Consider the following 23719-nt stretch of genomic DNA (forward strand, 5'->3'; position numbering starts at 1 on the left):
GTTCTAGGCGCGCATGACCCCGCCGCTCTGCCGCCTCTATCTGATCACGCCGCCCAGGCTGGACGACCTGGCGGCCTTCGGCCACGTGCTGGCCCACGCCCTGGACGCCGGCGACGTGGCGGCCCTGCAGGTCCGGCTGAAGGACCAGCCCGACGAGGTGGTGGCCGCCGCCGTGGACGTGCTCATGCCCATCGCCCATGCCCGCGGCGTCGCGGTGATCCTCAACGACCGGCCGGACCTGGCGGCGAAGCTGGGCTGCGACGGCGTCCATGTGGGCCAGGACGACGCGTCCTGCGCCGAGGCCCGCCGGATCGTGGGCAAGGACCGCATGGTCGGGGTGACCTGCCACGACAGCCGACACCTGGCCATGGAGGCCGCCGAGGCCGGCGCGGACTACGTCGCCTTCGGGGCCTTCTTCCCGACCACCACCAAGGAGGCCATCGGCCATCCCGACCCGGAGATCCTGACCATCTGGCAGGAGACCATGGAGACCCCCTGCGTCGCCATCGGCGGCATCAAGGTGGAGAACGCCCGCGGCCTCGCCGCCGCCGGCGCCGACTTCCTGGCGGTCTCGGCCGGGGTCTGGTCCCACGGCGACGGCCCCGCCGCGGCGGTGAAGGCGCTCAACGCCGAGATCGCCAAGGGGCTCGCCGAGCGGGCCTAGTCCGGCGTGCCTTGCTTTAGGGGACCCGCGCCACTAGGTTCCGCGCCCTCTATCCGCCTCCGAGATCTTTCACACCGTGATTTCCCAATCGGCCCTTCTGAAGGTCATGAGCGACGCCGCGCGCAAGGCGGCCCGCGGGCTCAACCGCGACTTCGGCGAGCTCGCCGAGCTGCAGGTGGCCAAGAAGGCGCCCGCCGACTTCGTCTCCGCCGCCGACCTCAAGGCCGAGCAGGTGCTGTTCGAGGCGCTCACCAAGGCGCGCCCCGGCTACGGCTTTCTGGCCGAGGAGCGGGGGATGATCGACGGCACGGACAAGACCCACACCTGGATCGTCGACCCCCTCGACGGCACCACCAACTTCCTGCACGCCATCCCGCACTTCGCGATCAATATCGCCCTGCAGCGCGAGGGCGTGATCGTCGCGGCCCTGACCCACAACCCGGTGACCAACGAGACCTTCTGGGCCGAGAAGGGCAAGGGCTGCTACCTCAACGACCACCGCCTGCGGGTGGCGGCGCGGACCCGGCTGGACGAGGCGGTGCTGGCCACCGGCATCCCGTTCCTCGGTCACGGCCAGCACGCGAAGTTCCTCAAGGAGCTGCACCAGGTCAGCCAGCGGGTGGCCGGCGTCCGCCGCTTCGGCTCGGCGGCGCTCGACCTCGCCTGGGTCGCCGCCGGTCGCTACGACGGCTACTGGGAGCGTGACCTGAAGCCCTGGGACATCGCCGCGGGCGTGCTGATGATCACCGAGGCCGGCGGCAAGATCACCTCGGCGGACGGCGACGACGACGTGCTGGCGGCGGGCTCGGTCTGCTGCGGCAACCTCGACATCCACCCGCTGCTGCTCGCGCGGCTTCAGGCGGCGAAATAGCGAAACCGTCACAGGAATGGCTAAGCTGGTGGGCATGAGCCTCACCCGCCGCGCCTTCGCCGCCGCCGCCCCCGCCGTCCTCGCCGCCACGCCCGCCGCGGCCCGCATGGGCCGCCGGCCGCTGGTCATCGCCCACCGCGGCGCGAGCGGCGAGCGGCCGGAGCACACGCTGGCCGCCTATCGCCTCGCCATAGCGCAGGGCGCCGACTTCATCGAGCCGGACCTGGTCCCCACCCGGGACGGCCACCTCGTCGCCCGTCACGAGAACGAGATCTCCGGCACGACCGACGTGGGCCGCCGGCCCGAGTTCGCCGCCCGCCGCGCCGAGAAGCTGATCGACGGAGAGAAGGTCACGGGCTGGTTCACCGAAGACTTCACCCTGGCCGAGCTGAAGACGCTGCGCGCCCGCGAGCGCTTGCCGCAACTGCGCCCCGCCAGCGCGGCGCACGACGGCCAGGAGACCATCCCCACCTACCAGGAGGTCGTCGACCTCGCGGAGGCCGAGAGCCGCCGGCTGAAGCGGACCATCGGCACCTATCCCGAAATGAAGCACCCGACCTACTTCCGCGGGATCGACCTGCCGCTCGAGGAACGCCTCGCCGACGCCCTGAAGGCCAACGGGCTCGACAGCCGCAGCGCGCCCGTGTTCGTCCAGTGCTTCGAGGTCGAGCCGCTGAAGCGGTTCATGACGCTCTCCCGGGCCCGTCGCGTGATGCTGGTGGCCCAGGGGCCCGCGCCGGTCGATGTCACGAGCGAGGCGGGGATCAGGGCCATCGCCGGCTTCGCCGACGGCCTCGGTCCGGAATGGCCGCTGGTCGTGCCGATCGTGGACGGCGGGCTGGGCGCGCCGACGCCGCTGGTCGGCCGGGCACACGCCGCCGGCCTGCAGGTGCACCCCTGGACGGTGCGGGCGGAGAACTACTTCCTGCCGGCCAGACTGCGCCGCGGGGCCGCGCCGCTCGAACATGGCGACGCCGAGGCTGTGTTCGACGCCCTGCAGTGCGCCGGCGTGGACGGGGTGTTTTCGGATTTCCCGGGCCTCGCGGCCAAGGCCCGCGTGCACGCGCGGTGTAGCTAGGCGGCCTCGCCGAACTGCAGGGCCGCCAGCCGCGCGTAGAGGCCGCCGCGGGCCACCAGATCGTGGTGGGTCCCCTCCTCCACCACCCGGCCTTCCTCCATGACCACGATGCGGTCGGCCTTGAGCACGGTGGCCAGGCGGTGGGCGATGACCAAGGTCGTGCGGCCCTCCATGGCCTTGTCGAGCGCCTCCTGCACCAGGCGCTCGTTCTCGGCGTCCAGCGCGCTGGTGGCCTCGTCGAGCAGCAGCACCGGGGCTTCGCGCACGAGGGCGCGGGCGATCGCCAGCCGCTGGCGCTGACCGCCGGAAAGGCCGCGCGCGCGCTCCCCCACGGGGGTGTCCAGGCCCTGCGGCAGGGCCTCCAGGAAGCTTTCCGCCTGGGCGGCGCGAACGGCGGCGAGGATGGCGTCCGGGGCCGCGTCCTCCCGGCCGAAGCGCACGTTCTCCGCCGCCGAACCCGAGAACAGCGCCGAGTCCTGGGCGACCAGGGCCAGGCGCGCGCGGACCTCGGCCGGATCCGCGTCGCGCAGGTCCACCCCGTCCAGCACCACCCGGCCCGACTGCGGGTCGTAGAAGCGCAGCAGCAGGCGGAAGACCGTGGTCTTGCCTGAGCCCGAGGGCCCCACCAGCGCCACCCGCTCCCCCGGCTTCACCTGCAGTGAGAACCCCTTCAGCGCCGGCAGGTCCGGCCGGCCCGGATAGGCGAAGGTCACCGCCTCGAACGCCAGCTCGCCGCGGGGCCGGGGCAGCGGCACGGGCTTGGCGGGCGGGGCGATCCCGGGCCGGGCGTCCAGCAGGCCGGCGATCCGCTCCATGGCGCCGGCCGCCTTCTGCACCTCGCCCCAGACCTCGCCCAGCGCGCCGACCGAGCTGCCCGCCATCACCGCCAGGAAGGCGAACTGGAAGAGCTGCCCCCAGCTCATCTCGCCGCGCAGGCCGGCGCGCACCGCCAGCCAGAAGACGAACACGATCCCGCCGAAGACCAGAGCGATGACCATGGCGGTCATCAGGGCGCGGGCGCGCATCCGGATGAGCGAGGTGGAAAAGCTGTCCTCCACCGCCGCGCCGAAGCGCTCGGCCGCCGTGCGCTCCCGCCCGAAGGCCTGCACGGTCTCCAGCGCGTCGAGGCTCTCGCCGGCGAAGCCCACGGCGGCGGCGAACTTGTCCTGGGCGCTGGTGGTCAGCCTGCGCACCTGCCGCCCGAACAGGAACAGCGGCGCCAGCACGACCGGGAACACCAGCAGCACGAGGCCGGTGAGCTGCAGGCTGACGATCACCAGCAGCACCAGGGCGCCGATCAGGGTCAGCAGGTTGCGCAGGGCGAACGAGATCGAGGTGGCGAGCAGGCTCTCGACGATCTGCACGTCGGTGGTGAGCCTGGACAGCACCTCGCCGGTGCGCGTCTGCAGGAAGAAGGCGGGATCCAGCGTCAGGATGTGGCCGTAGACCGCCTTCCTGAGGTCGGCGACGATCCGTTCGCCAAGCTTGGTGACGAAGAAGTAGCGGAGCGCGCTGCCCACCGCGAGCGCCACGGCCACGCCGCTGAGCAGCCAGAACCACGGCGCGACCGAGGCGGCCGTCGGCGCCGGGCCGTCCTCGGCCGTGAGATGGTCCACCAGCAGCCGCAGGGCGCCGGAGATCGCCAGGGTGGCTGAGGCGGTGAACACCAGGAACACCACCGACAGCAGCGCGTCGGTCAGGTGGGCGCGGGCGAAGGGAAGGAGCCGGCCGAGCGCGCGGACATTGCGGCTCTTGCCCCGGCGCTGGCCCTCGGTCGCGAGGCTCTGGGCGAGTTCGGCGCCGACGCTGGGCCGGCCCTCAGCCTGGGCCTCGGACGTCTGGTCGCTCATACGCGCTCACACCTTGCAATCCGGCCGGGCTTTCGGGTATACGCCCGGCTTCCTTTTGCAGGCCGCCTTCGCGGGCGGCCTTCTCACTTTGGCCGCTCCTTTACGTCAGGCGCCCGCGCGATGAAACAAGACACTCACCCGGACTACCACTTCATCACCGTGGTGATGACCGATGGTACCACCTACCAGACCCGTTCGACCTACGGGAAGGAAGGCGCGACCCTGAACCTGGACATCGACCCGAAGACCCACCCGGCGTGGACGGGCGGCGGTCACCAGATGCTGGACCGCGGCGGCCGCGTGTCGCGCTTCAACGCCAAGTTCGGCGCCTTCACCCGGAAGTGACCCGCCAGCGGGTCATCCCGGCGAAAGCCGGGATCCCCCTGGATCCAGACACCGAATACAACGAACGCCGCGGAGTCCCCTCCGCGGCGTTCGTTTTGGTCTGGCCCCGGTCTTCTGGCGCTGGACCCTAGAACGCCCCGAGCGCAGTCTTCAGCCGGTCGAGTTGCGATAGCACCGGGTGCGGGGCCTGGTCGTCCGCCGCGTCGACGTACATGCGCCGGTCGAGGTGGCGCACCCGCTCGTAGAGCCGCTCGGAGCGGTCCAGCAGCAGCATGAGGCCGGCCGGCAGGTCCTCGGCCGAGACGTCCTCGCCGCCGCGGCAGACTTCCTCGGCGGCCAGCCGGTAGCGGTCCTCGCAGGCCGCGTCCGGGGCCATGTCGCCCTCCCGCACCGCCCGCTGCACGAGCAGCCACGAGGCCACCTGCATCAGCCGGGTGGTGAGCCGCATGCTCTCCGAGGCGTAGGCCAGCGCCGCATTCCGGGACAGGAGCTTGGATTCCTGGCGGCCGGCTCCGTCGAGATAGGCGGCCGTCTCCTCCACCAGGTCCATGCCTTCCTGGAAGGTGCGCTCGAACAGTTCCGAGCGGGCGAAGTCCTGGATCACGTCGCTACGCCAGGGGGCGGTCATGTCGCTCATCTTGTTCTTGTCGCCCTAAGCTTTCCCGCCGTTGGACTCCCCCGGCGGCTCCGTGACCAGCGTGCAACCGCTGTGCCAGATCCCTAGCGCAAAACCGGCTCAAGCGGACCGCGACGAAAAGAGCGCATCGGCCGCCGCCCGGCCTGCCCGCTTGCGGTCGATCTGGGCCCGGACGCGGGCGATCTCCGACTGCAGGACCTCGATCCGCTCCTCGAGTTCGGCGACGCCGAACAGGTCCAGATCCTCTCGAACCGCTTCCAGCAGCCGCTGGCCGCGGCTGATCCGAACTTCCGCCGGTTCTTCCATGTGCTTCGCGAGCCTCCTTTGCCGGCCCCCGCTCGGGCGCTATCCAACCTCGCAAGGCGCTTGCGCGCAAGATCGGCGGAGACACACCCATGTCACAATCGAACGGCGGAACCATGACGGCCATCGCCATCGAAGGCGGCCGGGGCCCGGCGGAGGCGCTGAAGCCGGTGCGGATTCCGCGCCCTGCGCCGGGCCCCGGCCAGATCCTCGTGCGGGTGCGCGCAGCCGGCGTGAACCGGCCCGACATCGTCCAGCGCCTGGGCGCCTATCCGCCGCCGCCGGGCGCGCCGGAGACCCTGGGGCTGGAGGTCGCCGGCGAGGTGGTCGAGGGCGCCGGGCGGTGGAAGGCCGGCGACCAGGTCTGCGCCCTGCTGGGCGGCGGCGGCTATGCCGAATACGCCGTGGTCGACGCCCGCCACGCCTTGCCCCTCCCGGGAGGTCTCGACTTCGTGCAGGCCGCGGGCCTGCCGGAGACCGTCTTCACCGTCTACGCCAACGTCTTCGAGCACGGGGCGCTGAAGGCCGGCGAGACCCTGATGGTGCACGGCGCCACCTCCGGCATCGGCGTCACCGCGATCCAGATGGCCAAGGCGGCCGGCGCGAAGGTGATCGCCACCGCCCGCGGCGCGGACAAGGCGGCGAAGGCGCTGGAGCTGGGGGCCGACGTCGCCGTCGACGCCACCGCCGACGACTTCGCCGAGGTCGCCAGGCGCGAGGGCGGCGCGGACGTGGTTCTCGACATGGTCGGCGGCGACTACTTCGCCCGCGAACTCGACGCCCTGAAGACCGGCGGGCGGATCGTCTTCATCGCCGCCCAGGGCGGCGGCGAGGTGGCCCTGCCGATCTTCCGGCTGATGCAGAAGCGGGCGGTGGTCACGGGCTCCACGCTCCGCCCCCGCGACGCCGACGAGAAGGCGCGGCTCGCTGCGGAGGTGGAGCGCGTGGTCTGGCCGTGGATCGCGGCCGGCCGCGTCGGCCCGCCGGTGGACGCCGTCTTTCCGCTGACCGATGCCTCAAAAGCGCACGCTCACCTGGAAGGCGGCGCCCACGTCGGCAAGGTCGTACTCGTGGTCGACTAGATGCGTCGGTCCGGACACATTCGCGGAGGCCCACACCACAGTTTCGAAGATCGAATTCACCTGTCCCCCTCGGCGGGAGGCGTTTCACCGCAGGAGCGAACGGCGGCATCATTGTGACGGGGGTGTCAGAAAAATTCGAACAGAAGGTACGAGAAACGTCCGGAAGCGGTTGACGTAGCGTCCCGCACGACGCACCGTCGCGCTGCAGCGCAGCCAATAGCGCCAACTCAGAACTGACTCCGGGGGAGGAAATCATGGTCTTTAAACGCCAGCTTCTGGCGATGAGCGCGCTCGTGAGCGCAGCGCTGGTCGCGGACGCCGCCTACGCCCAGGCCTCGAACACGATCGAAGAACTGGTCGTCACCGCCGAAAAGCGGGAGCAATCCCTGCAGGACGTGCCCGTGGCCGTCTCGGCCTTCACCGACGAGCGCCGCGAGACGATCGGCATCAACTCGGTGCAGGACCTCACGAACTTTACGCCGGGTCTGGCCTACGCCACCAACAACGACCGCATCGCCATGCGCGGGATCGGGCGCTTCACCAACAACCGCTCCTCCGAGGGCGGCGTGGCCATGTACAACGACGGCGTCTACACCTCGTCCGTCACGGCCTTCGCCCGCTCCACCCTGTTCATCGAACGGACCGAAGCCCTGCGCGGGCCCCAGGGCACCCTCTACGGCCGCAACTCCATCGGCGGCGCCCTGAACATCATCTCCAAGCGTCCCACCGACGACTTCTACGCCGAAGTTCGCGGCGGCCTCGCCAACTACGACAACTGGTTCACCGAAGCCGCCGTCTCGGGGCCGCTGGTCGGCAACATCCGGGGCCGCCTGGCGGGCTCCTACAGCTCCCAGGGCGAAGGCTATTTCACCAACCTCAATCCGAACGGCAAGGACGAGGGCGGGATCGGCGACCAGTGGCAGCTCGAAGGGCAGCTGGACGGCAGCCTCGGCGACGGCAAGCTGGAATGGTGGCTGAAGGCCGACACCGCCGAATGGCACAACCTGGGCCGCGGCCCCGGCGGCCGGACCACTGCCAGCTACGGCATCCGCGACGTCACCTCGCCGCTGCAGGCGGCTCTGACCCCCAACTCGCCGGCGTTCGGCCAGGGGCTCGCGACGGCGGGCTCCCAGTGCCAGTTCTGCTTCGATACGGACGACGGCAACTACATCAGTCTCGAGAACACCGGCTACGCCCTCAACGCGACCCTGCACCTCGACAACGTCGACGTCCGGTACATCGCCGGCTACGTCTACTACGACTACCGCCTGCAGACCGACCTCGACGGCACGTCGCGCCAGGCGGCGTTCAACCTGCCCGTCACGGCGACCTCGTCGCCGCTCTACTATCCGCGGCGCAACAACCAGTACCAGGAAGAGGTCTGGTGGTTCTCGAACGAGCTGAACTTCGCCTCGACCCATGACGGGCCGATGCAGTGGCTGGTCGGCCTCTACCAGTTCCGCGAAGGCTCCAACTACACGCTCTCGGACGCCCGACACGCGGACGATCCGCGGTTCGAGAACCCGACGCTGTTCTCCACCAACCCGGCGACCCAGCTGGTCGCGGCGGCCCCCAACCCCCTCCGTCGCTACGCCTACGGCAGCGCCTCGAACGTCAGCGAGTCCTACGCCGCCTTCGGCCAGATCGACTGGCAGTTCACCGAGACGCTGAAGACCACCGCCGGCCTGCGCTACACCTACGACCGCAAGCGGTCGTTCGAGAGCGCCCGGCTGTTCTGCCTGTTCACCGCCACCTGCCCGATCAGCCGCGTCTCCGGTCGCGCCGTGGACGTGACCGCCGTCGCCTCCCCGGGCGCGAGCAGCGATCCGTCGGTCTACCTGCCGGCCTACACCGATCCCACCACCGGCCTGCGCCACCGCGGCCTGAAGAACAACTGGAGCGGCATCACCGGCACCCTCGGCCTCGACTGGCAGCCGGACCCCGACACGCTCGCCTATGCGAAATACACCCGTGGCTACAAGGCGGGCGGCTTCAACTCCGGCACCACCACCCTCGCGCCGAACGTGACGACCGAGGAGGAGACGATCGACGCCTATGAGGTCGGTCTGAAGAAGACCTTCGGCGGACAGCTGCAGGCCAACGCCTCGGCCTTCTACTACGATTACCAGGACATCCAGATCCCGATCACCGGCCGCGACCCGGTGACCGACCTGAACGTCACCCGGTTCTTCAACATGCCCAAGGCCCGCATCGTGGGCTTCGAGCTGGAGACCATCTGGCAGCCGATCGAAGGCCTGCAGATCCTCGCCAACTACTCCTACCTGAACTCAGAACTGCGCGAGGCCTGCTGCTTCCAGGACCCGGAAGACCCGCGCGGCATCCAGGACGGTGTCGTGCTGGCCGGCAACCCGACGCCGCTCCCGCCGACGGGCGCGCTGAACCAGGACCTGAAGGGCGCCAAGCTGCCGTCCTCCACGCCCCACCGGGTGACGCTCAACACCAACTACACCCGGGAGTTCGCCGCGGGGTCCCTGACCGGCTCGGTCACCTGGGTCTGGCGCGACGACACCTACTACTCGATCTTCAACCGCTACTACAACGAGGCGAAGAGCTGGCAGCAGACCGACGCCCGGGTGCTGTGGAACGACATCGACGACCGCTTCACCGTGATCGGCTACGTGAAGAACATCTTCGAGCAGGAAGGCATCTCGGGCGCCGACGGCACCCGGATCACGACCGGCCCGAACACCGGCTTCATCAACCGAACCATCTCCTACGTCCCGCCGCGCACCTACGGCGTGGAGGTCCAGTACCGCTTCTAGGCCGTCGCAAGGCCGGTCTCCTGGAGGGGCGCGCCGTCCGCGGCGCGCCCCTTTTCGTTTGCCGCCATGTGTCGGGATTGAAAGATCAAATCCGTTGACGCTACGGCCGGCCGCCCGCACCGTCCGGTGATTACGGCGGCCGCCAGAGCCGCCGATCTAGGGAATTTGGCCGCTCGATCGCGGCGGGAGGAAACCATGACCGCAACCGCGCACCCCGCGGAATGGCGGCGCCCTGGCCTCGGCACCAAGCTGCTCTACGCCGTCGGCGCCGCCGCCACCAACCTCAAGCTCCGCGCCCTCTCGACCTTCCTGGTGATCTTCTACAACCAGGTCGTCGGCCTGCCGCCGGAGACGGTCGGCGCGATCCTGATGGCGGCGCTCGTGGTCGACGCGGTCCTGGACCCGCTGGTGGGCCAGCTGTCGGACAACTTCCGCTCCCGCTGGGGCCGGCGCCATCCCTTCATGCTGGCCTCGGCCCTGCCCTATGCGGTCTCGTTCTACCTGCTGTGGAACCCGCCGGTGGGGTGGAGCGACGGGGCGCTCGCCGTCTACCTCGCGGTCTGCGTGATCTCGGTGCGGGTCTTCGACACCTTCTTCGAGCTGCCCCACCAGGCGCTCGCGCCGGAGCTGGCCAAGGACTACGACGACCGCACCGTCCTCCTCTCCATGCGCCACTTCTTCATGGTGGCCGGCGGGCTCGGCATGACGATCCTGGCCTACCAGGTGTTCCTCAAGGAGAGGCCGGACGGCACGGGCGGGGTCCTGGCCCGCGACGGCTACTTCGCCTACTCACTGACCGGCGCCCTCATCATCTTCGCCGCCATCCTGGTCTCGACCCTGGGCACGGCCAGGCACATCCCCCACCTGCACCAGGCGCCGGCGCGCCAGATTACCATCCCGGCCATGCTGCGGGAGGTCGCCGCGACGCTCAACAACCGCGCCTTCATCGTCACCACCATCGCGGCCATGCTCATCGCCATCGCGGTCGGCGCGCGCAACGGACTGGAGATCTATTTCGGCCTCTACTTCTGGGAACTGCGCCAGTCGCAGCTCGCGACCCTCGCCACCTTCAGCGTGATCGGCGGCTTCCTCGGCGTCTTCCTGGCGCCGGTGGTCGGTCGTTACCTCGGCAAGAAGTGGGGCGTGATCACGGTCTTCGCCACGGCCGTGCTGGTCCACGTGACGCCCGTGTCGCTGCGGCTCCTCGGGCTCGCGCCGGAGAATGGCACGCCCGAACTGCTGGTCCTGCTCTACGGCGAGGAGATCATCAACGCGACGCTGGCGGCCGCCACCGGCGTGCTGCTGTTCTCCATCATCGCCGACGTGGTCGAGGACGCCGAGGTCAAGACCGGCCGCCGGTCCGAGGGCCTGCTGCTGTCGGCGCAGAACCTGTTCCGCAAGGTGATCTCCGGCATGGGCGTGTTCATCGCCACCGGCGTGCTGGCCTTCGTGGACTTCCCGGAGAAGGCGGAGCGCTCGCAGATCGCGCCGGAGACCCTGCGCGGCCTGGGCCTGGCCTACATCCCGACCATCCTCGGGCTCTACGGGCTGGCGATCCTCTGCCTGCTGGCCTTCAACATCAACCGCAAGGTCCACGAGGAGAACCTGCGCCGCCTGCGGGAGGCCGCGGCCGTCGCCGCCGAGCAGATCGCCGACGACCCGGAGGCGCCGCCCGCCCTGCCCGGGGAGCCCGCGCCGATCAAGCCGTGACGCGGCCGGAGGGGCCTTTCCTGACGGAACGGCCTACTTGCCGAAGATGCCCATCAGCAGCGGACGGGCGAACACCGCCGGCGCCGCCTTCTGGCTGACGCCCGGCACCCAGTAGCCGAGCTCGGCGCCGGCGTTGAGGGTGGCGTTCAGCATCTGAGCGGCGATGAACGGGTCCACCGGCCGGATCGAGCCCTCGGCGATCCCGTCGGAGATCATCGAGGCGAAGCGATCCGACACCCGATCGGAATGCTGCACCATCTGCCGCCGGATCGGCTCGGGAAGGGCGGTGAGCGCCGAAACCCGCAGCAGCGGCCCGTGCTCGGAGAGCTGGTACTCGGCCAGCGCCGCGGCCGCGCTCGACAGGTGGGTCCACTGGTCGCCCGGCAGGGCCATGGCCAGCCGCTGGACCCGCGTCATCACCTCGAAGGTGCGGTCGAAGCAGGCGACCACGAGGTCATCCTTGGCGTCGTTGTGGTGGTAGAAGCTGCCCTTGGTGACGTTGAGCTCGGCGGAGATCTTGTCCACCGAGGCGCCCTTGTAGCCCCGCGAATTGATCAGGCGGGTGGCCGCCAGCAGGAAGGTCTCCCGGCTCATCTCCTGGCGGTCGCGGGGGGCCAGTTCCGAAACCGGGATCGGCACGGGGCCCCAGGCGGATCGCTCGGCCGCCATGCCCTCCGCCAGGATGTCGTACATCCGGTCGCGGACGCGGTCGTAGTCCTCCGGATCGTACTTGCCGATCCAGGCCGGGGCCCACAGGAGCTGCTCGAGCAGCATGTGCGTGCGCGCCGTCCGACGGCCCCGCGTGAGCCAGTCGAGGTCGGCGGATTCGAAGATCTCCCGGAGCTTGCGGAACATCTTTCCGTAGGCCTTGCGGACCTCGCCCCGACGCGGCTGGTTGAGCGCGCGCAGGTCCGAGAGCACCGGCAGCGGCGGCGCCTCGCCGACCGCCGTCAGCCGCAGCCGCTCCAGGTGCAGGGTGAGCAGCCGGTGCAGCCGCGCCTCGCGGGTCGGCTCGGTCAGCGCCTGCTCCATGCTCCAGTGCATGGCCTCGATGCCGCGCATCATGCAGGCGGCGGCCAGGTCGTCCTTGCGCTTGAAGTAGTAGGTGACGCTGGTGGTGGAGAGGTCCACGGCGGCGGCGGCGACGCCCAGCGTCAGCCCCTTCACGCCCTTGCGGTTGAGGATCTCCGTGGCCGCGTCGAGGATCGCCTCCCGCTTACGCTCGAACCTGTCCGTCGCCCGGGCCGCGCTACGCTGCGCCATACGTCTCCCCCAACTGGTCTGGCATTTTGCGCACGTGAAACACGGGCGCGCCAGTGGGTACCGCTCTCAGTCAGGTGGACGCGAACGGATAGGGCGTGATGGATTTGGTGAAGTCGTCCACGGTCAGCGTCCGGCTGATCGGTTCGGCGGCGCGTTGCGGGCAGGCCGGCCGCTCGCAGATCCGGCAGGCGGGGCCGATGCCGGTGGCCACAGGGTCGCGCAGATCGAGCCCGCGCGAATAGACCAGCCGCTCGGCGTACTTCAGCTCGCAGCCCATGCCGATGGCGAGGTCCGATTCCTCCGACGCGAAGGGCCGCGCCACCCGCGCCACCGTGCGTGCGATGGTGAAGTAGCGCTGGCCGTCCGGCGTCTCGATGATCTGGGTGATGATCCGCCCCGGCGTGCGGAAGCTGGAGTGGATGTTCCATCGGGGGCAGGCGCCGCCGAACCGCGAGAAGGGGAAGGCCGAGCCCGCGAACCGCTTGGAGATGTTCCCCGCCGAATCCACCCGCACCATGAAGAACGGCACGCCGCGGGTCCCGGGCCGCGCGAGCGTCGTCAGCCGGTGGCAGGCCTGCTCGAACGACACCCCGAAGCGGGCGCGGACCAGCTCGATGTCGTAGGCCGTGCGTTCGGCCGCCTCGTAGAAGGCGCCGTAGGGCATCAGCACCGCGGCGGCCAGGTAGTTGGCCAGGCTGACCTTCAGCAGGTTACGGGTCGGCCGGTCCGGCGGGGCGGCCCTGTCGGCCAGGGTCTCCAGGAGGTCGCGGTGCTCCAGCAGGGCCAGCTGGTAGGCCAGGCTGAAGTTGCGCCCCGCCCCGGTCAGCACCTCCGACAGGAACAGCCGCTTCCGGTGGTAGTCGAACCTGCGGACGCTCTCGGGCAGGACATCCACCGGCACCACCCGCACCTGCACGCCGAAGTTCCGGGCCAGCCGCTCGCGGGCGGCCTGCGGGAAGTCCTGCGGCTCCGACTTCAGCTCGGCCGAGAGCGCGTCGGCGGCGTCCTCGAGGTCGGCGAAATGGTTCTTCTGGGCCTGGATGTAGTCGCGCACCCAGTCCGACGGCGTGACCACCGGCTGCACCAGGGTGCCGTCCTCCGGCCTCCCGACCCCGCCAAGGTCCGCGATCCGGCGCTGGTCGAGGTAGGCCCGGTAGAGCCGCACGATCGCCTCCGACACGCCCGGCGCGGAGTCCGCCACCTCGGCGATCTCGTGGCGGGCGACGGCCAGGTCGCGGAACATCTGGTCGGAGAACACCTCCGAGAGCCCCGTGGCGCTGGCCGACTCGGGGTCCGACGACAGGGTCTTCAGGTCGAGGTCGTAGGCTTCGGCCAGCCGCAGCAGCACCTGGGCCGTGACCGGCCGCTGGTTGCGCTCCAGCAGGTTCAGATAGCTCGGCGAGACGCCCAGGTCCTCGGCCATCCGGGTCTGGGTCAGCCCCAGCTCCCGTCGCAGGCGCTTCATGCGCGCGCCGAGGAACAGCTTCCGGTCTGTGGGGGCGAGAGCCATGCCTGTGTGATTGTCACAACTTTACAACTATGACAATGGCGAGCTGTTACACACACGCCTTTTGCCAAGGTGGCGGCGCTTCCCCCCTTTGGATTTCAAGCGTTAAAGGCCTCGAACGCTTGTCAAAGCGCCAGTCAATCCGTGGAAGAGGCACATGGCTTACCAGGACCATATCATCGAGATGGGCCAGCTCATCCAGAGCAAGAACGGCTCGTGGGACGGGATCGATCCCGAAGCCGTCGCCCGCATGCGCCTGCAGAACCGGTTCAAGACCGGCCTGGAGATCGCCAAGTACACCGCCTCGATCATGCGCGAGGACATGGCGGCCTATGACGCCGACTCGTCGAAGTACACCCAGTCGCTCGGCTGCTGGCACGGCTTCGTCGCCCAGCAGAAGATGATCGCGGTGAAGCGGCACTTCGGCTCCACCAAGCGCCGCTACATCTACCTGTCGGGCTGGATGATCGCGGCCCTGCGCTCCGAGTTCGGCCCGCTGCCGGACCAGTCGATGCACGAGAAGACCTCGGTCCCGGCGCTGATCGAGGAGATCTACACCTTCCTGAAGCAGGCCGACGCCCGTGAGCTCGGCGGCCTGTTCCGCGACCTCGACGCCGCCCGCAAGGCCGGCGACGCGGCCAAGGAGCAGCAGCTCCAGGACAAGATCGACAACTTCGAGACCCACGTGGTCCCGATCATCGCCGACATCGACGCGGGCTTCGGCAACGCGGAGGCCACCTACCTGCTGGCCAAGAAGATGATCGAGGCGGGCGCCTGCGCCATCCAGATCGAGAACCAGGTCTCCGATGAGAAGCAGTGCGGCCACCAGGACGGCAAGGTCACCGTCCCGCACGAGGACTTCATCCAGAAGCTCCGCGCGGTCCGCTACGCCTTCCTCGAGCTGGGCGTCGACAACGGGATCATCGTCGCGCGCACCGACTCCCTGGGCGCCGGCCTGACCAAGCAGATCGCCGTCTCCAAGACCCCGGGCGACCTGGGCGACCAGTACAACAGCTTCCTCGACTGCGAGGAGATCGCGCCCGCCGACATGAAGAACGGCGACGTGGTCCTGAACCGCAACGGCAAGCTGCTGCGTCCGAAGCGCCTGCCATCCAACCTCTTCCAGTTCCGCGCCGGCACCGGCGAGGACCGCTGTGTGCTCGACTGCATCACGTCGCTGCAGAATGGCGCCGACCTGCTGTGGATCGAGACCGAGAAGCCGCACGTCGAGCAGATCGCCGGCATGGTCGACCGCATCCGCGAGGTCATGCCGAACGCCAAGCTCGCCTACAACAACAGCCCGTCCTTCAACTGGACGCTGAAGTTCCGCGAGCAGGTGTTCGAGGAGTGGGCGAAGGCGGGCAAGGACGTCTCCGCCTACGACAAGGCCAAGCTGATGAGCGCCGAGTACGACGCGACCCCGCTGGGCATCGAGGCCGACCAGAAGATCCGCAGCTTCCAGGCGGACGGCGCCAAGCGCGCCGGCATCTTCCACCACCTGATCACCCTGCCGACCTACCACACGGCCGCGCTGTCCACCGACAACCTGGCCAAGGAGTACTTCGGCGAGCAGGGCATGCTGGGCTACGTCCTGGGCGTCCAGCGCGAGGAGATCCGCAAGGGGGTCCCCTGCGTGAAGCACCAGAACATGTCCGGTTCGGACGTGGGCGACGACCACAAGGAATACTTCGCGGGCGAAGCGGCCCTGAAGGCCGGCGGCGTCCACAACACGATGAACCAGTTCGCCTGACCAAGCTGGTGAGAGTTGCGATGACCAAGGAACGGTTCTGGGTTGTCGGCGGCGAGTACAGCTGCCTGGCCTTCAAGACGCTGAAGAGCGGCGCCCCTCAGGTGATGGGCCCCTTCGAGACGCGCGACGAGGCGAAGGCGGCGTGGAAGCGGGTCTCGGAAGAGACCCGCGCCTGCGCCACCGCCAGGTACGCCATCGCCGCCGAGCAGCTCGTCCTGCCGGCCTGATCGTCCGCCAAGACCTCAAGAAGCCCCCCGCCGCGTTTTCTCCGTGACCCTTGGCGGGGGGTTGTTTTTTCGCGAAGGCTGACGACGCCCTCGCGCCCATTTCCCGGCTCCGGAGCCTGCCCATGTCCGTCGATGTCGCCGCCCGCCCCGCCGTCCAGCTGAACGGTCCCGTCGAGGGCCGCGCCGCCGAGGTGCTGACCCCCGAGGCGCTGGCGTTCCTCGCCGAGCTGCACCGCCGCTTCAACGACCGCCGCCTGGAGCTTCTGGCCCTGCGCGAGGAGCGTCAGACCCGCTTCGACGCCGGCGCCCGCCCCGACTTCCTGGCCGAGACCAAGGCGGTCCGCGAGGGCGACTGGAAGGTCGCCCCGATCCCCGCCGACCTGCAGGACCGCCGCGTGGAGATCACCGGGCCGGTCGACCGCAAGATGATCATCAACGCCCTGAATTCCGGGGCCAAGGTGTTCATGGCCGACTTCGAGGACGCCTCCTCGCCCACCTGGCAGAACATGCTGGAAGGCCAGGTCAACCTGAAGGACCGCTGGGCCGGCAAGCTCGGCTTCACGGATCCTGCAAGCGGCAAGAGCTACGCGCTCAAGGACCAGGTCGCGACCCTGATCGTCCGCCCGCGCGGCTGGCACCTGCCCGAGGCGCACGCCCTCGTCGACGGCGAGGAGATGTCGGGCTCGCTGTTCGACTTCGGCCTGTATTTCTTCCACAACGCCAAGGCCCAGATCGCCGCCGGCACGGGCCCCTACTTCTACCTGCCGAAGATGGAGAGCCACCTGGAGGCGCGCCTCTGGAACGAGGTCTTCGTCTATGCCCAGCAGGCGCTCGGCGTCCCCAACGGCACGATCAAGGTCACCGTGCTGATCGAGACCCTGCCCGCCGCCTTCGAGATGGACGAGATCCTCTACGAGCTGCGCGACCACATGGCGGGGCTCAACTGCGGCCGCTGGGACTACATCTTCTCGTTCATCAAGCGCCTGAAGGCCCAGCCGGAGGCCCTGACGCCCGACCGGTCGGTGATGACCATGGGAAGTGCGTTCCTGAACGCCTACTCCCTGAAGCTCATCCAGACCTGCCACCGCCGCGGCGCCTTCGCCATGGGCGGCATGGCCGCCCAGATCCCGGTGAAGGGCGATCCCGCCGCCAACGAGGCCGCCTTCGCCAAGGTCCGGGCCGACAAGGAGCGGGAGGCCGGCAACGGCCACGACGGCACCTGGGTCGCCCACCCTGATCTCGTGGCCGTGGCCATGGAGGTCTTCGACCGGCTGATGCCGACCCCCAACCAGCTCGGCAAGCTGCGCGAGGACGTCACCGTCACCCGCGAGGACCTGCTGCGCGTCCACGAGGGCCAGCGCACCGAGGCCGGCCTGCGCGAGAACATCCGCGTCGGCGTCCAGTACATCGAGGCCTGGCTCCGGGGCCGCGGCGCCGTGCCGCTCTACAACCTGATGGAGGACGCCGCGACCGCCGAGATCAGCCGCGCCCAGATCTGGCAATGGATCCGCCACAAGGCGACGCTGGCTGACGGCCGCGAGGTGACGCCCGAGCTGTTCCGCCGGGTGCTGGACGAGGAAATGACGGCGCTCCGCCAGACCTTGCCCGCCGGCGCCTTCGACGGCGGCCGCTTCGCCGAGGCCGTGAAGATTTTCACGGACATGAGCCTCTCGGATTCCTTCGAGGAGTTCCTGACGCTGCCGGCCTATCGCGCCCTCTGAGGCCGAACCGCCCGCCACCGAGGGGAGGATGGGCGGACGACCTTGGATCGGGTGGGGAGCATGGTCGCCGCTCCCCACCCGCACCCTTCCAGCGACACGCGGTTTTCCGCGCGAACTCAGACGGTTGTTCCGCCGTCTTCCCGCACTTCCGCAACGGAGCCTTAATCGCGTCGGCCTAGGCTGGCGTGATGTGGAAGGTCGCCCAGCCTGATCTCGTCGAGGCGGTGGTGTCCCGGCGCCAGCAGATCGGCCTGCGCGTGGCCATCGGCCTGGGCATGGCCGTGGGCGTCGGGCCGCTGCTCGGCTGGACGCTGGTCGTCGCCTGGCTGGCCGGCTGGTACGCCGTGCAGTTCGCCGAATACCTCTGGGCCGGGCGCATGGAACGGCGGCTGGAATCCGGCGGCCAGGCCGCCGCGGCGCCGGCGCTCGCCCTGATGTTCCTGGCCAATGTGGTGTTCGACGTCCTGGCGCTCGGCGCGCTGCTGTCGCGCGAGCCCTGGACCATGATGGTGGGGATCCTGATCCTCACGGGCGCCCTGCTCAACGCCTCGGCGGTCAGCCGGGCCTCGCGCGCCGCCTTCTGCGCCAGCGCCCTGCCGACCGCCTTCCTCTGCCTCGCCATCGTCCCCTTCGCCTGGGCCCGCGGCGCGTCGCCCGCCCAGACCTTCGCCCTCGCCGCCGGCACCGGCCTGCTGCTGATCGCGGCCTTCGTCATGCGCTCGGTGGGCCTGAAGGCCCTGCGCGAGGCCAAGGAGGCGAGCGCCGCCAAGAGCGCCTTCCTGGCCAACATGAGCCACGAGATCCGCACTCCCCTGAACGGGGTGCTCGGCATGGCCCAGGCCATGGCCGCCGGCGACCTGCCGGACGACCAGCGCGAGCGGCTGGAGATCATCCGCCGCTCCGGCGAGGCCCTGCTGGCCCTGCTCAACGACGTCCTCGACCTCTCCAAGATCGAGGCGGGGAAGATCGAGCTGGAAGCCGGCGTGGTCGATTTCGAGGCCCTGGGCCGCGACCTGGAGGCCTCGTTTCAGGCGCTCTGCGCGACCAAGGGCGTACGCCTCGCGGTCACCACCGAGGCCTCCGCCCGCGGCCTGTGGGCGGGCGACCCCACGCGCATCCGCCAGATCCTCTCCAACCTGCTGGCCAACGCCGCGAAGTTCACCGAGCACGGCCAGGTGCAGGCCACCATCCGCCGGCTGGGCGAGGCCATCACCATCACCGTCGCCGACACCGGACCCGGCATTCCGGCCGGACGGTTGGACGCCCTGTTCGAGAAGTTCGTGCAGGCCGACGCCTCCACCACCCGCCGCTACGGCGGCACGGGCCTCGGCCTGTCCATCTGCCGCGAGCTGTGCGAGCTCATGGGCGGGACCATCGAGGTGGAGAGCGCCGTCGGACGGGGCTCGGTCTTCACCGTGCGCCTGCCGCTGGCCCGCGCGGGGAACGCGGCGGTCGCCAAGCCGGAGCTGCCCAAGGTGGTTTTCGACCGGCCGCTGCGGATCCTCGCCGCCGAGGACCACCAGATGAACCAGGCGGTGCTGAAGGCCATGCTGGGCCAGCTCGGCTTCGAGGTGACCCTGGTGGACAACGGCGCCGACGCGGTGGACGCCTGGGCCCGCGAGACCTGGGACGTGATCCTGATGGACGTCCAGATGCCGGGCATGGACGGGCCCGCCGCCACCCGTGAGATCCGCGCCCGCGAGCGCGAGGCGGGCCGCGCGCCTACCCCGATCGTGGCGCTCACCGCCAACGCCATGTCGCACCAGGTGAAGGAATACCTGGCCTGCGGCATGGACGGCTTCGTCTCCAAGCCGCTGGAGCTCGCCCGCCTGCTGCAGGTGATCGGCGAGGTGCTCGACCGCGCCCCGGCGGCCGACCTAGCGGCCCGGGCCGGGTGATCCCTACTTGCGCACCCAGCCGCCGCCGTTCGGCCGGTAGTATTCGCCCGGCTTGAGACGGGCCTGCACCACCTGCACATAGGCCGCCGCGCCGGCCGCCTCCGGCGTCGTGCCGGCCCGGGCCGCGGCCTCGCGGTAGACCTGCGCGCGGCCGGCGTTGATCTCGGCCACCGCCTGGCGGATGGCCGGATCGGCGGCGTCGGTCACGAAGCCGAGGAAGCCGTCCGACTGCTCGCCGACGATTCCGGCGGCCTTGGCGCGGTCCACGGTGGCCTTCGCAGCCGCCGACTGGGCGACGGCGGCGGAGGGGAGGACGAGCGCCGCCATGACAGCCGCGCCGATCCCGATGAGTTCACGTCCCTGCATGTCTTTCAGACCCCTCAGAAGAGGTTCGGGTTCTGCTGGATCAAGGCCTTCACTTCCTCGTCCAGCCGCAAGCGGACGTCGGCGTCCAGCTTGGCGTAGATGGTGATCGGCTTCACATCCACCCGGATGGTGGGAGTGCAGGCGCTCAGGCCCACGCCGGCCAGGGCGAGCGCGCCCAGGACGGCGGCCAGCGAACGGTTCGCGGCGATCATGCGGTCGTCTCCAACTCTCTGGCCTCCTGATGAGGGTTCATGGCTGAACCGGGGGTGAACTGCGCAGCCGCTGGTATTCGGCGAAGTCCTTCAGCAGATCGTCCAGGTTCAGCGTCGTGTCCAGCGTCAGGTTCACGCCGGTGCCCGAGGGCAGCGGCAGCTTGCGGTTCATGAAATCCCGCCGGATCAGGTCCATCAGGCCCAGTCGGATCTCCTGCCTCTTCGGCGGATCGTGCCGCCCGACGATGTGGAAGATCACCCCCAGCCGCCCGTCGGGCCGGCTTTCGATCGTCGCGTCGAGGGTGTCGAAGGCGAGGTTCTCCATCGCCTGGTAGGCGAAATCCGTGAAGGTGTCGGTGGACGGCTCCGGCGCCACCGCCGCCGGCGCGCCCGGCGTGGCGACCGCGCCCTCGGCGGACACCCCGGTCAGGGCGGCGCGCTGGATGGAGATGCGGCCCGGCTGGATCGCCCGCAGCGAACCGCCGAGGATGCGCACCTGCTGGCCCTTCGCCTCGAACGGCACCCGGCCGCTCACCCGCGCGTCGAACTCGACCCTGTCGCCGAACGGCGAGGCCTCGACGATGTCGTGCAGCTGCACGCCCTCGAAGTTGAGCACGCCGCGGGCCGGCTCGTCGGGGCCTAGCGGGATGCGCACGCTCTCGACCGTCACGCGGCCGCCGCCCACCGCCGCCTCGCCGCCGGAGATCAGCAGCCCGCCGTCCTCCAGGCCGAAGGTGGCGGTCACTCCGGTCAGCGGCAGGACCGCGTCCACCGCCTCGGCCCGCAGCTCCTGGCCGGGCGCGGCGGTGAGCGGAGCGAGGCTGGTGAACACCACCTCGCCGGAGAGGCCGCTCACCCGGCCGGCCGGGCTGGTGAAATCCAGGCGGGGCACGGTCAGCGTGCCGCCGCTGGTCAAGCCGGCCCCCGCCCACTGCAGCTGGCCGGCGAACCGGGCCAAGCCCACGGCCGGCGAGCCCACCGCGGCGGCCAGCGGCGAGAGTTGCTCCGGCTGCAGCCCGCCCTCCGCGAAAGCCAGCAGGCCGGTGTCGATCTCCACGCCGCCGGCGCCGGTCAGCGACTGATGGCCGAGCCGCGCCGTCGCTACCGGCTGGCCGGCCGGCGTGCGGAAGGCCAGGTCGGCGGTCCAGACGTCGCGCGCCAGCACCGCCCGTCCCGTCATCCGCAGCGGATGGAAGCGGGTCTCCGGTCCCGTGTCGGCGACCATCGCGTCGGCGATCGCCGCGGTGGCGTGCAGGCGGCCCCGCGCGAGCCCCATCACGATCCGCCCGTCCGCCTCGGCCACCCGGGCCTGCAGGAAGGGCACGGTGGCCGCGGCGTCCTCGGCGCGGCCCGCGATCCGCCAGTCGCCGCCATTCAGGGTCAGTAGCGGCTCGCCCGCCACGGGGCAGAGGCGGCCCGAGAGCCCCTCCACGTCGTTCTCGCCGAGCTCCAGCCGCGTGGCCGTCACGCTCGCGCAGCGGTCGCCGGTGAAGCGCACGCCCTCGCCCATGCGCAGCGTCCCCGAGGCGTCGAACACCCCGCCCTGGATCGGTCCGATGGACAGCGCCGCCTTCACCCGTCCCGAAGCCGTCGCCCCGCCGTCCAGAAGGACGAACCGGCGGATATCGGCGTCCACCTTCGGCAGGCCGCCGCCGGCCACCGTAAGCGTCCAGCCCGCCCCGCGCGGCGCCAGCCTGGCCTCGCCGCCCGCGTCGGGGTTGAGGCGCGCAGGTCCCGTCAGACCAAGCTGCAGCCCCGCCTTGCCGAAGCGGACCGTCAGGCCGGTCGCCGCCGCCCGGAAGCTGCGCACGCCGCGCTTCACCGCGGCGATCTCCGCCGAGTCCGCCGCCGTCGGCGCGCCCAGCCCCATCCAGCCGCCGCGGCCTTCGAGCCCGCCGGCCAGCCGGGCCTCGGCCTCGCCCCTGCGCCAGGCCGCCGGGCCTTCGAGCGTCGCCGAGACGGTGCGCAGGCGCAGGTCGGAGACGGCGATCGCCTGGGCCGCGCCGGTCAGCCGCACCGTGGCCGCCACCGCGTCGCCGCCCTTGCGGGTCCAGACGAGGTCCGGCGTGGAAAGCCCCGCCCGGATCAGCCCCGCCGTCCCGCCGGCCAGGTCCGCCGAGCCCGCCCGCAGCTCGGCGTCCGCGCGGCCCCGCACCGTCAGATCCGGGATCCAGCCCGCGCTGTCGCCGGTGAAGGCCGCGGTCAGCTCCGCGTCCTCGAGCTCCTGCTCGCCCAGCGCCATCCGCTGCCCGGTCAGGCTCGCGCGGAGCACCACCGGCCCGTCGCTGCGCTTCTTCTGCAGGTCCGGATAGGGCGCCTCGGCGGTGATCCGCAGCCGCCCCGTGGTCAGAGCCGCGCCGCCGGCCCGCGCCTCGCCGACCGGCGCGCCCAGGCTCGCCGTGGCCCGCGCGCCGCGCGTCGTCAGCCGCAGCACGCCGGGACCCGTCACCACCTCGAAGTCGCGGCCCCTCAGCCGCGCGGGCGCGCTGGCGGCGGCGAGCGACATCAGCTTGCCGTCGTTGACCAGGGCGTCGGCGGTCAGCCGCACCGGGCCGTAGTCGGTGGCCAGTCGCAGCTCGCCGTCGTCGACCTCGATGCGCGGCTTCGTCGCCTCGGGCCGGGGCGGCCGGCGGCGGAATTCCTCGATCAGCGGGTCGAGCACGCCCGCGCTCAGCCGGCCGTCGCGGAGACTGGCCCGCAGCACCGGCCGGGTGAGCTTCACCGAACCCACCTCCACGCCGAACCCGCGCAGGGCGTAGCCCACCTCCACCCGCTCGGCGGTGAAGTCGGGGTTGGCGGGGTCGCCGATGCGCAGCCGCGCCGTGGCGCCGGTCAGGCCGAAGGCCTCGATCTCAGCCTCTGAGGCTATGCCCTTCGACTGCAGCCAGCCGGTCAGCGCCTCGCGGGCGATCACCCGGCGCGCGGCATAGAGCGCGAGCGCCGCGACCAGGATCGCCACGCCGACGACCGCCAGGATCAAGCGGACGGTGGGGCGCGGGGCTCTGGAAGACGCGGGGGGCTTGGCTTCGGTCAAGGGCGGCTCGGCTCAGGTGTTCAACCCCTGATACCGCAATCGGAGCCAAACCATGGCGCCCGGGGCGCCGCTCAGAGCCCGCCGAAGCTCGCCAGCGCCACGCCGCCGTCCACCGCGATGGTCTCGCCGACCACATAGTCCCCGGCCCGGGAGGCCAGGTAGATGGCCACGCCCTGCATGTCCTCGTCGGTGCCGATCCGGCGCGACGGGATGCGCTTGGCCACCTGGTCGCCCAGGTCGCGCGCCACCCGGTTCATGTCCGAGGCGAAGGCGCCCGGCGCGATGGCGCTCATCACGATGTTGTCCTGGATCAGCCGCGCCGCCATCCGCCGGGTCAGGTAGATCAGCCCGGCCTTGGAGGCATGGTAGGAGTAGGTCTCCTGCGGGTTGAGCCGGATGCCGTCGATCGAGGCGATGT

General features: G+C 70.7%; 20 protein-coding genes. 11 read left to right on the forward strand and 9 right to left on the reverse strand.

Annotated elements, in window-relative coordinates:
- Positions 1-13 precede the first annotated feature (13 nt).
- The 3 genes from thiE to V7Z97_RS04750 all read left to right on the forward strand — a co-directional run bounded on the left by thiE (position 14) and on the right by V7Z97_RS04750 (position 2613).
- Positions 14-664 carry a thiamine phosphate synthase gene (thiE, locus tag V7Z97_RS04740; RefSeq protein ID WP_334161771.1) on the forward strand — a complete coding sequence of 217 codons (651 nt, stop codon included), beginning with the start codon at positions 14-16 and terminating at the stop codon, positions 662-664.
- A gap of 76 nt (positions 665-740) precedes the next feature.
- Positions 741-1535, forward strand: coding sequence for an inositol monophosphatase family protein (locus V7Z97_RS04745; protein ID WP_334161772.1), 795 nt, complete (start codon positions 741-743; stop codon positions 1533-1535).
- Between the two features lie 16 nt (positions 1536-1551).
- The gene (locus V7Z97_RS04750; protein WP_442958008.1) at positions 1552-2613 is read left to right on the forward strand and encodes a glycerophosphodiester phosphodiesterase; all 1062 of its coding nucleotides are present in this window, start codon (positions 1552-1554) and stop codon (positions 2611-2613) included.
- Here the strand turns inward: V7Z97_RS04750 and V7Z97_RS04755 are convergent.
- Positions 2610-4463 carry an ABC transporter transmembrane domain-containing protein gene (locus V7Z97_RS04755; protein WP_334161773.1) on the reverse strand — a complete coding sequence of 618 codons (1854 nt, stop codon included), beginning with the start codon at positions 4461-4463 and terminating at the stop codon, positions 2610-2612. The genes V7Z97_RS04750 and V7Z97_RS04755 overlap by 4 nt on opposite strands.
- A 120-nt stretch (positions 4464-4583) precedes the next feature.
- On the opposite strand from V7Z97_RS04755, the gene rpmE reads away from it, so the two are divergent.
- Complete coding sequence (rpmE, locus tag V7Z97_RS04760; RefSeq protein WP_257815520.1) at positions 4584-4808, forward strand: 50S ribosomal protein L31; 225 nt, start codon at positions 4584-4586, stop codon at positions 4806-4808.
- Between the two features lie 127 nt (positions 4809-4935).
- On the opposite strand, the gene rcdA is transcribed toward rpmE, so the two are convergent.
- On the reverse strand, positions 4936-5445 hold the full coding sequence (rcdA, locus tag V7Z97_RS04765; protein WP_334161774.1) for a protease adaptor protein RcdA: 510 nt from the start codon (positions 5443-5445) through the stop codon (positions 4936-4938).
- A gap of 99 nt (positions 5446-5544) precedes the next feature.
- Positions 5545-5751, reverse strand: a complete 207-nt coding sequence (locus V7Z97_RS04770; protein WP_325459707.1) for a DUF1192 domain-containing protein — start codon at positions 5749-5751, stop codon at positions 5545-5547.
- A gap of 89 nt (positions 5752-5840) precedes the next feature.
- On the opposite strand from V7Z97_RS04770, the gene V7Z97_RS04775 reads away from it, so the two are divergent.
- The 3 genes from V7Z97_RS04775 (at position 5841) to V7Z97_RS04785 (ending at position 11323) form a co-directional block, all read left to right on the forward strand.
- Entirely contained in the window at positions 5841-6830 is a 990-nt protein-coding gene (locus V7Z97_RS04775; protein ID WP_334161775.1) for an NAD(P)H-quinone oxidoreductase, read from the forward strand.
- A 254-nt stretch (positions 6831-7084) separates the two neighbouring features.
- Positions 7085-9613 carry a TonB-dependent receptor gene (locus tag V7Z97_RS04780; protein WP_334161776.1) on the forward strand — a complete coding sequence of 843 codons (2529 nt, stop codon included), beginning with the start codon at positions 7085-7087 and terminating at the stop codon, positions 9611-9613.
- Positions 9614-9808: 195 nt separating this feature from the next.
- The gene (locus V7Z97_RS04785) at positions 9809-11323 is read left to right on the forward strand and encodes an MFS transporter (RefSeq protein ID WP_334161778.1); all 1515 of its coding nucleotides are present in this window, start codon (positions 9809-9811) and stop codon (positions 11321-11323) included.
- 33 nt (positions 11324-11356) lie between these two features.
- Here V7Z97_RS04785 and V7Z97_RS04790 read toward each other — a convergent pair whose 3' ends face one another.
- On the reverse strand, positions 11357-12586 hold the full coding sequence (locus V7Z97_RS04790) for a TetR/AcrR family transcriptional regulator (protein ID WP_334161780.1): 1230 nt from the start codon (positions 12584-12586) through the stop codon (positions 11357-11359).
- A 70-nt stretch (positions 12587-12656) separates the two neighbouring features.
- Positions 12657-14096: a helix-turn-helix domain-containing protein gene (locus tag V7Z97_RS04795; protein ID WP_334161781.1), complete on the reverse strand. Its 1440-nt coding sequence runs from the start codon at positions 14094-14096 to the stop codon at positions 12657-12659.
- Positions 14097-14250: 154 nt separating this feature from the next.
- Here V7Z97_RS04795 and V7Z97_RS04800 point away from each other — a divergent pair, with 154 nt between their 5' ends.
- The 4 genes from V7Z97_RS04800 to V7Z97_RS04815 all read left to right on the forward strand — a co-directional run bounded on the left by V7Z97_RS04800 (position 14251) and on the right by V7Z97_RS04815 (position 19689).
- Complete coding sequence (locus V7Z97_RS04800) at positions 14251-15843, forward strand: isocitrate lyase (protein ID WP_334161783.1); 1593 nt, start codon at positions 14251-14253, stop codon at positions 15841-15843.
- Between the two features lie 20 nt (positions 15844-15863).
- Positions 15864-16070, forward strand: a complete 207-nt coding sequence (locus tag V7Z97_RS04805; RefSeq protein ID WP_334161784.1) for a DUF4170 domain-containing protein — start codon at positions 15864-15866, stop codon at positions 16068-16070.
- 122 nt (positions 16071-16192) lie between these two features.
- Positions 16193-17791 (forward strand): malate synthase A, encoded by a 1599-nt coding sequence (gene aceB / locus V7Z97_RS04810; protein WP_334161786.1) that lies wholly within the window; start codon positions 16193-16195, stop codon positions 17789-17791.
- A 188-nt stretch (positions 17792-17979) separates the two neighbouring features.
- A complete protein-coding gene (locus tag V7Z97_RS04815; RefSeq protein WP_334161787.1) occupies positions 17980-19689 on the forward strand; it encodes an ATP-binding protein in 1710 nt (569 codons plus the stop codon).
- 3 nt (positions 19690-19692) lie between these two features.
- Here V7Z97_RS04815 and V7Z97_RS04820 read toward each other — a convergent pair whose 3' ends face one another.
- From V7Z97_RS04820 to V7Z97_RS04835, 4 genes are all read right to left on the reverse strand, one after another.
- Complete coding sequence (locus tag V7Z97_RS04820; protein ID WP_334161788.1) at positions 19693-20055, reverse strand: YdbL family protein; 363 nt, start codon at positions 20053-20055, stop codon at positions 19693-19695.
- 14 nt (positions 20056-20069) lie between these two features.
- Positions 20070-20267: a YnbE family lipoprotein gene (locus V7Z97_RS04825; protein ID WP_334161789.1), complete on the reverse strand. Its 198-nt coding sequence runs from the start codon at positions 20265-20267 to the stop codon at positions 20070-20072.
- A gap of 37 nt (positions 20268-20304) precedes the next feature.
- The gene (locus tag V7Z97_RS04830; RefSeq protein ID WP_334161791.1) at positions 20305-23226 is read right to left on the reverse strand and encodes an intermembrane phospholipid transport protein YdbH family protein; all 2922 of its coding nucleotides are present in this window, start codon (positions 23224-23226) and stop codon (positions 20305-20307) included.
- A gap of 146 nt (positions 23227-23372) precedes the next feature.
- Positions 23373-23719: SDR family oxidoreductase (locus V7Z97_RS04835; RefSeq protein WP_334161792.1), on the reverse strand; the 347-nt coding region annotated here is incomplete at its 5' end.

The organism is Phenylobacterium sp. (assembly GCF_036821595.1).
Classification (GTDB): Bacteria; Pseudomonadota; Alphaproteobacteria; order Caulobacterales; family Caulobacteraceae; genus Phenylobacterium.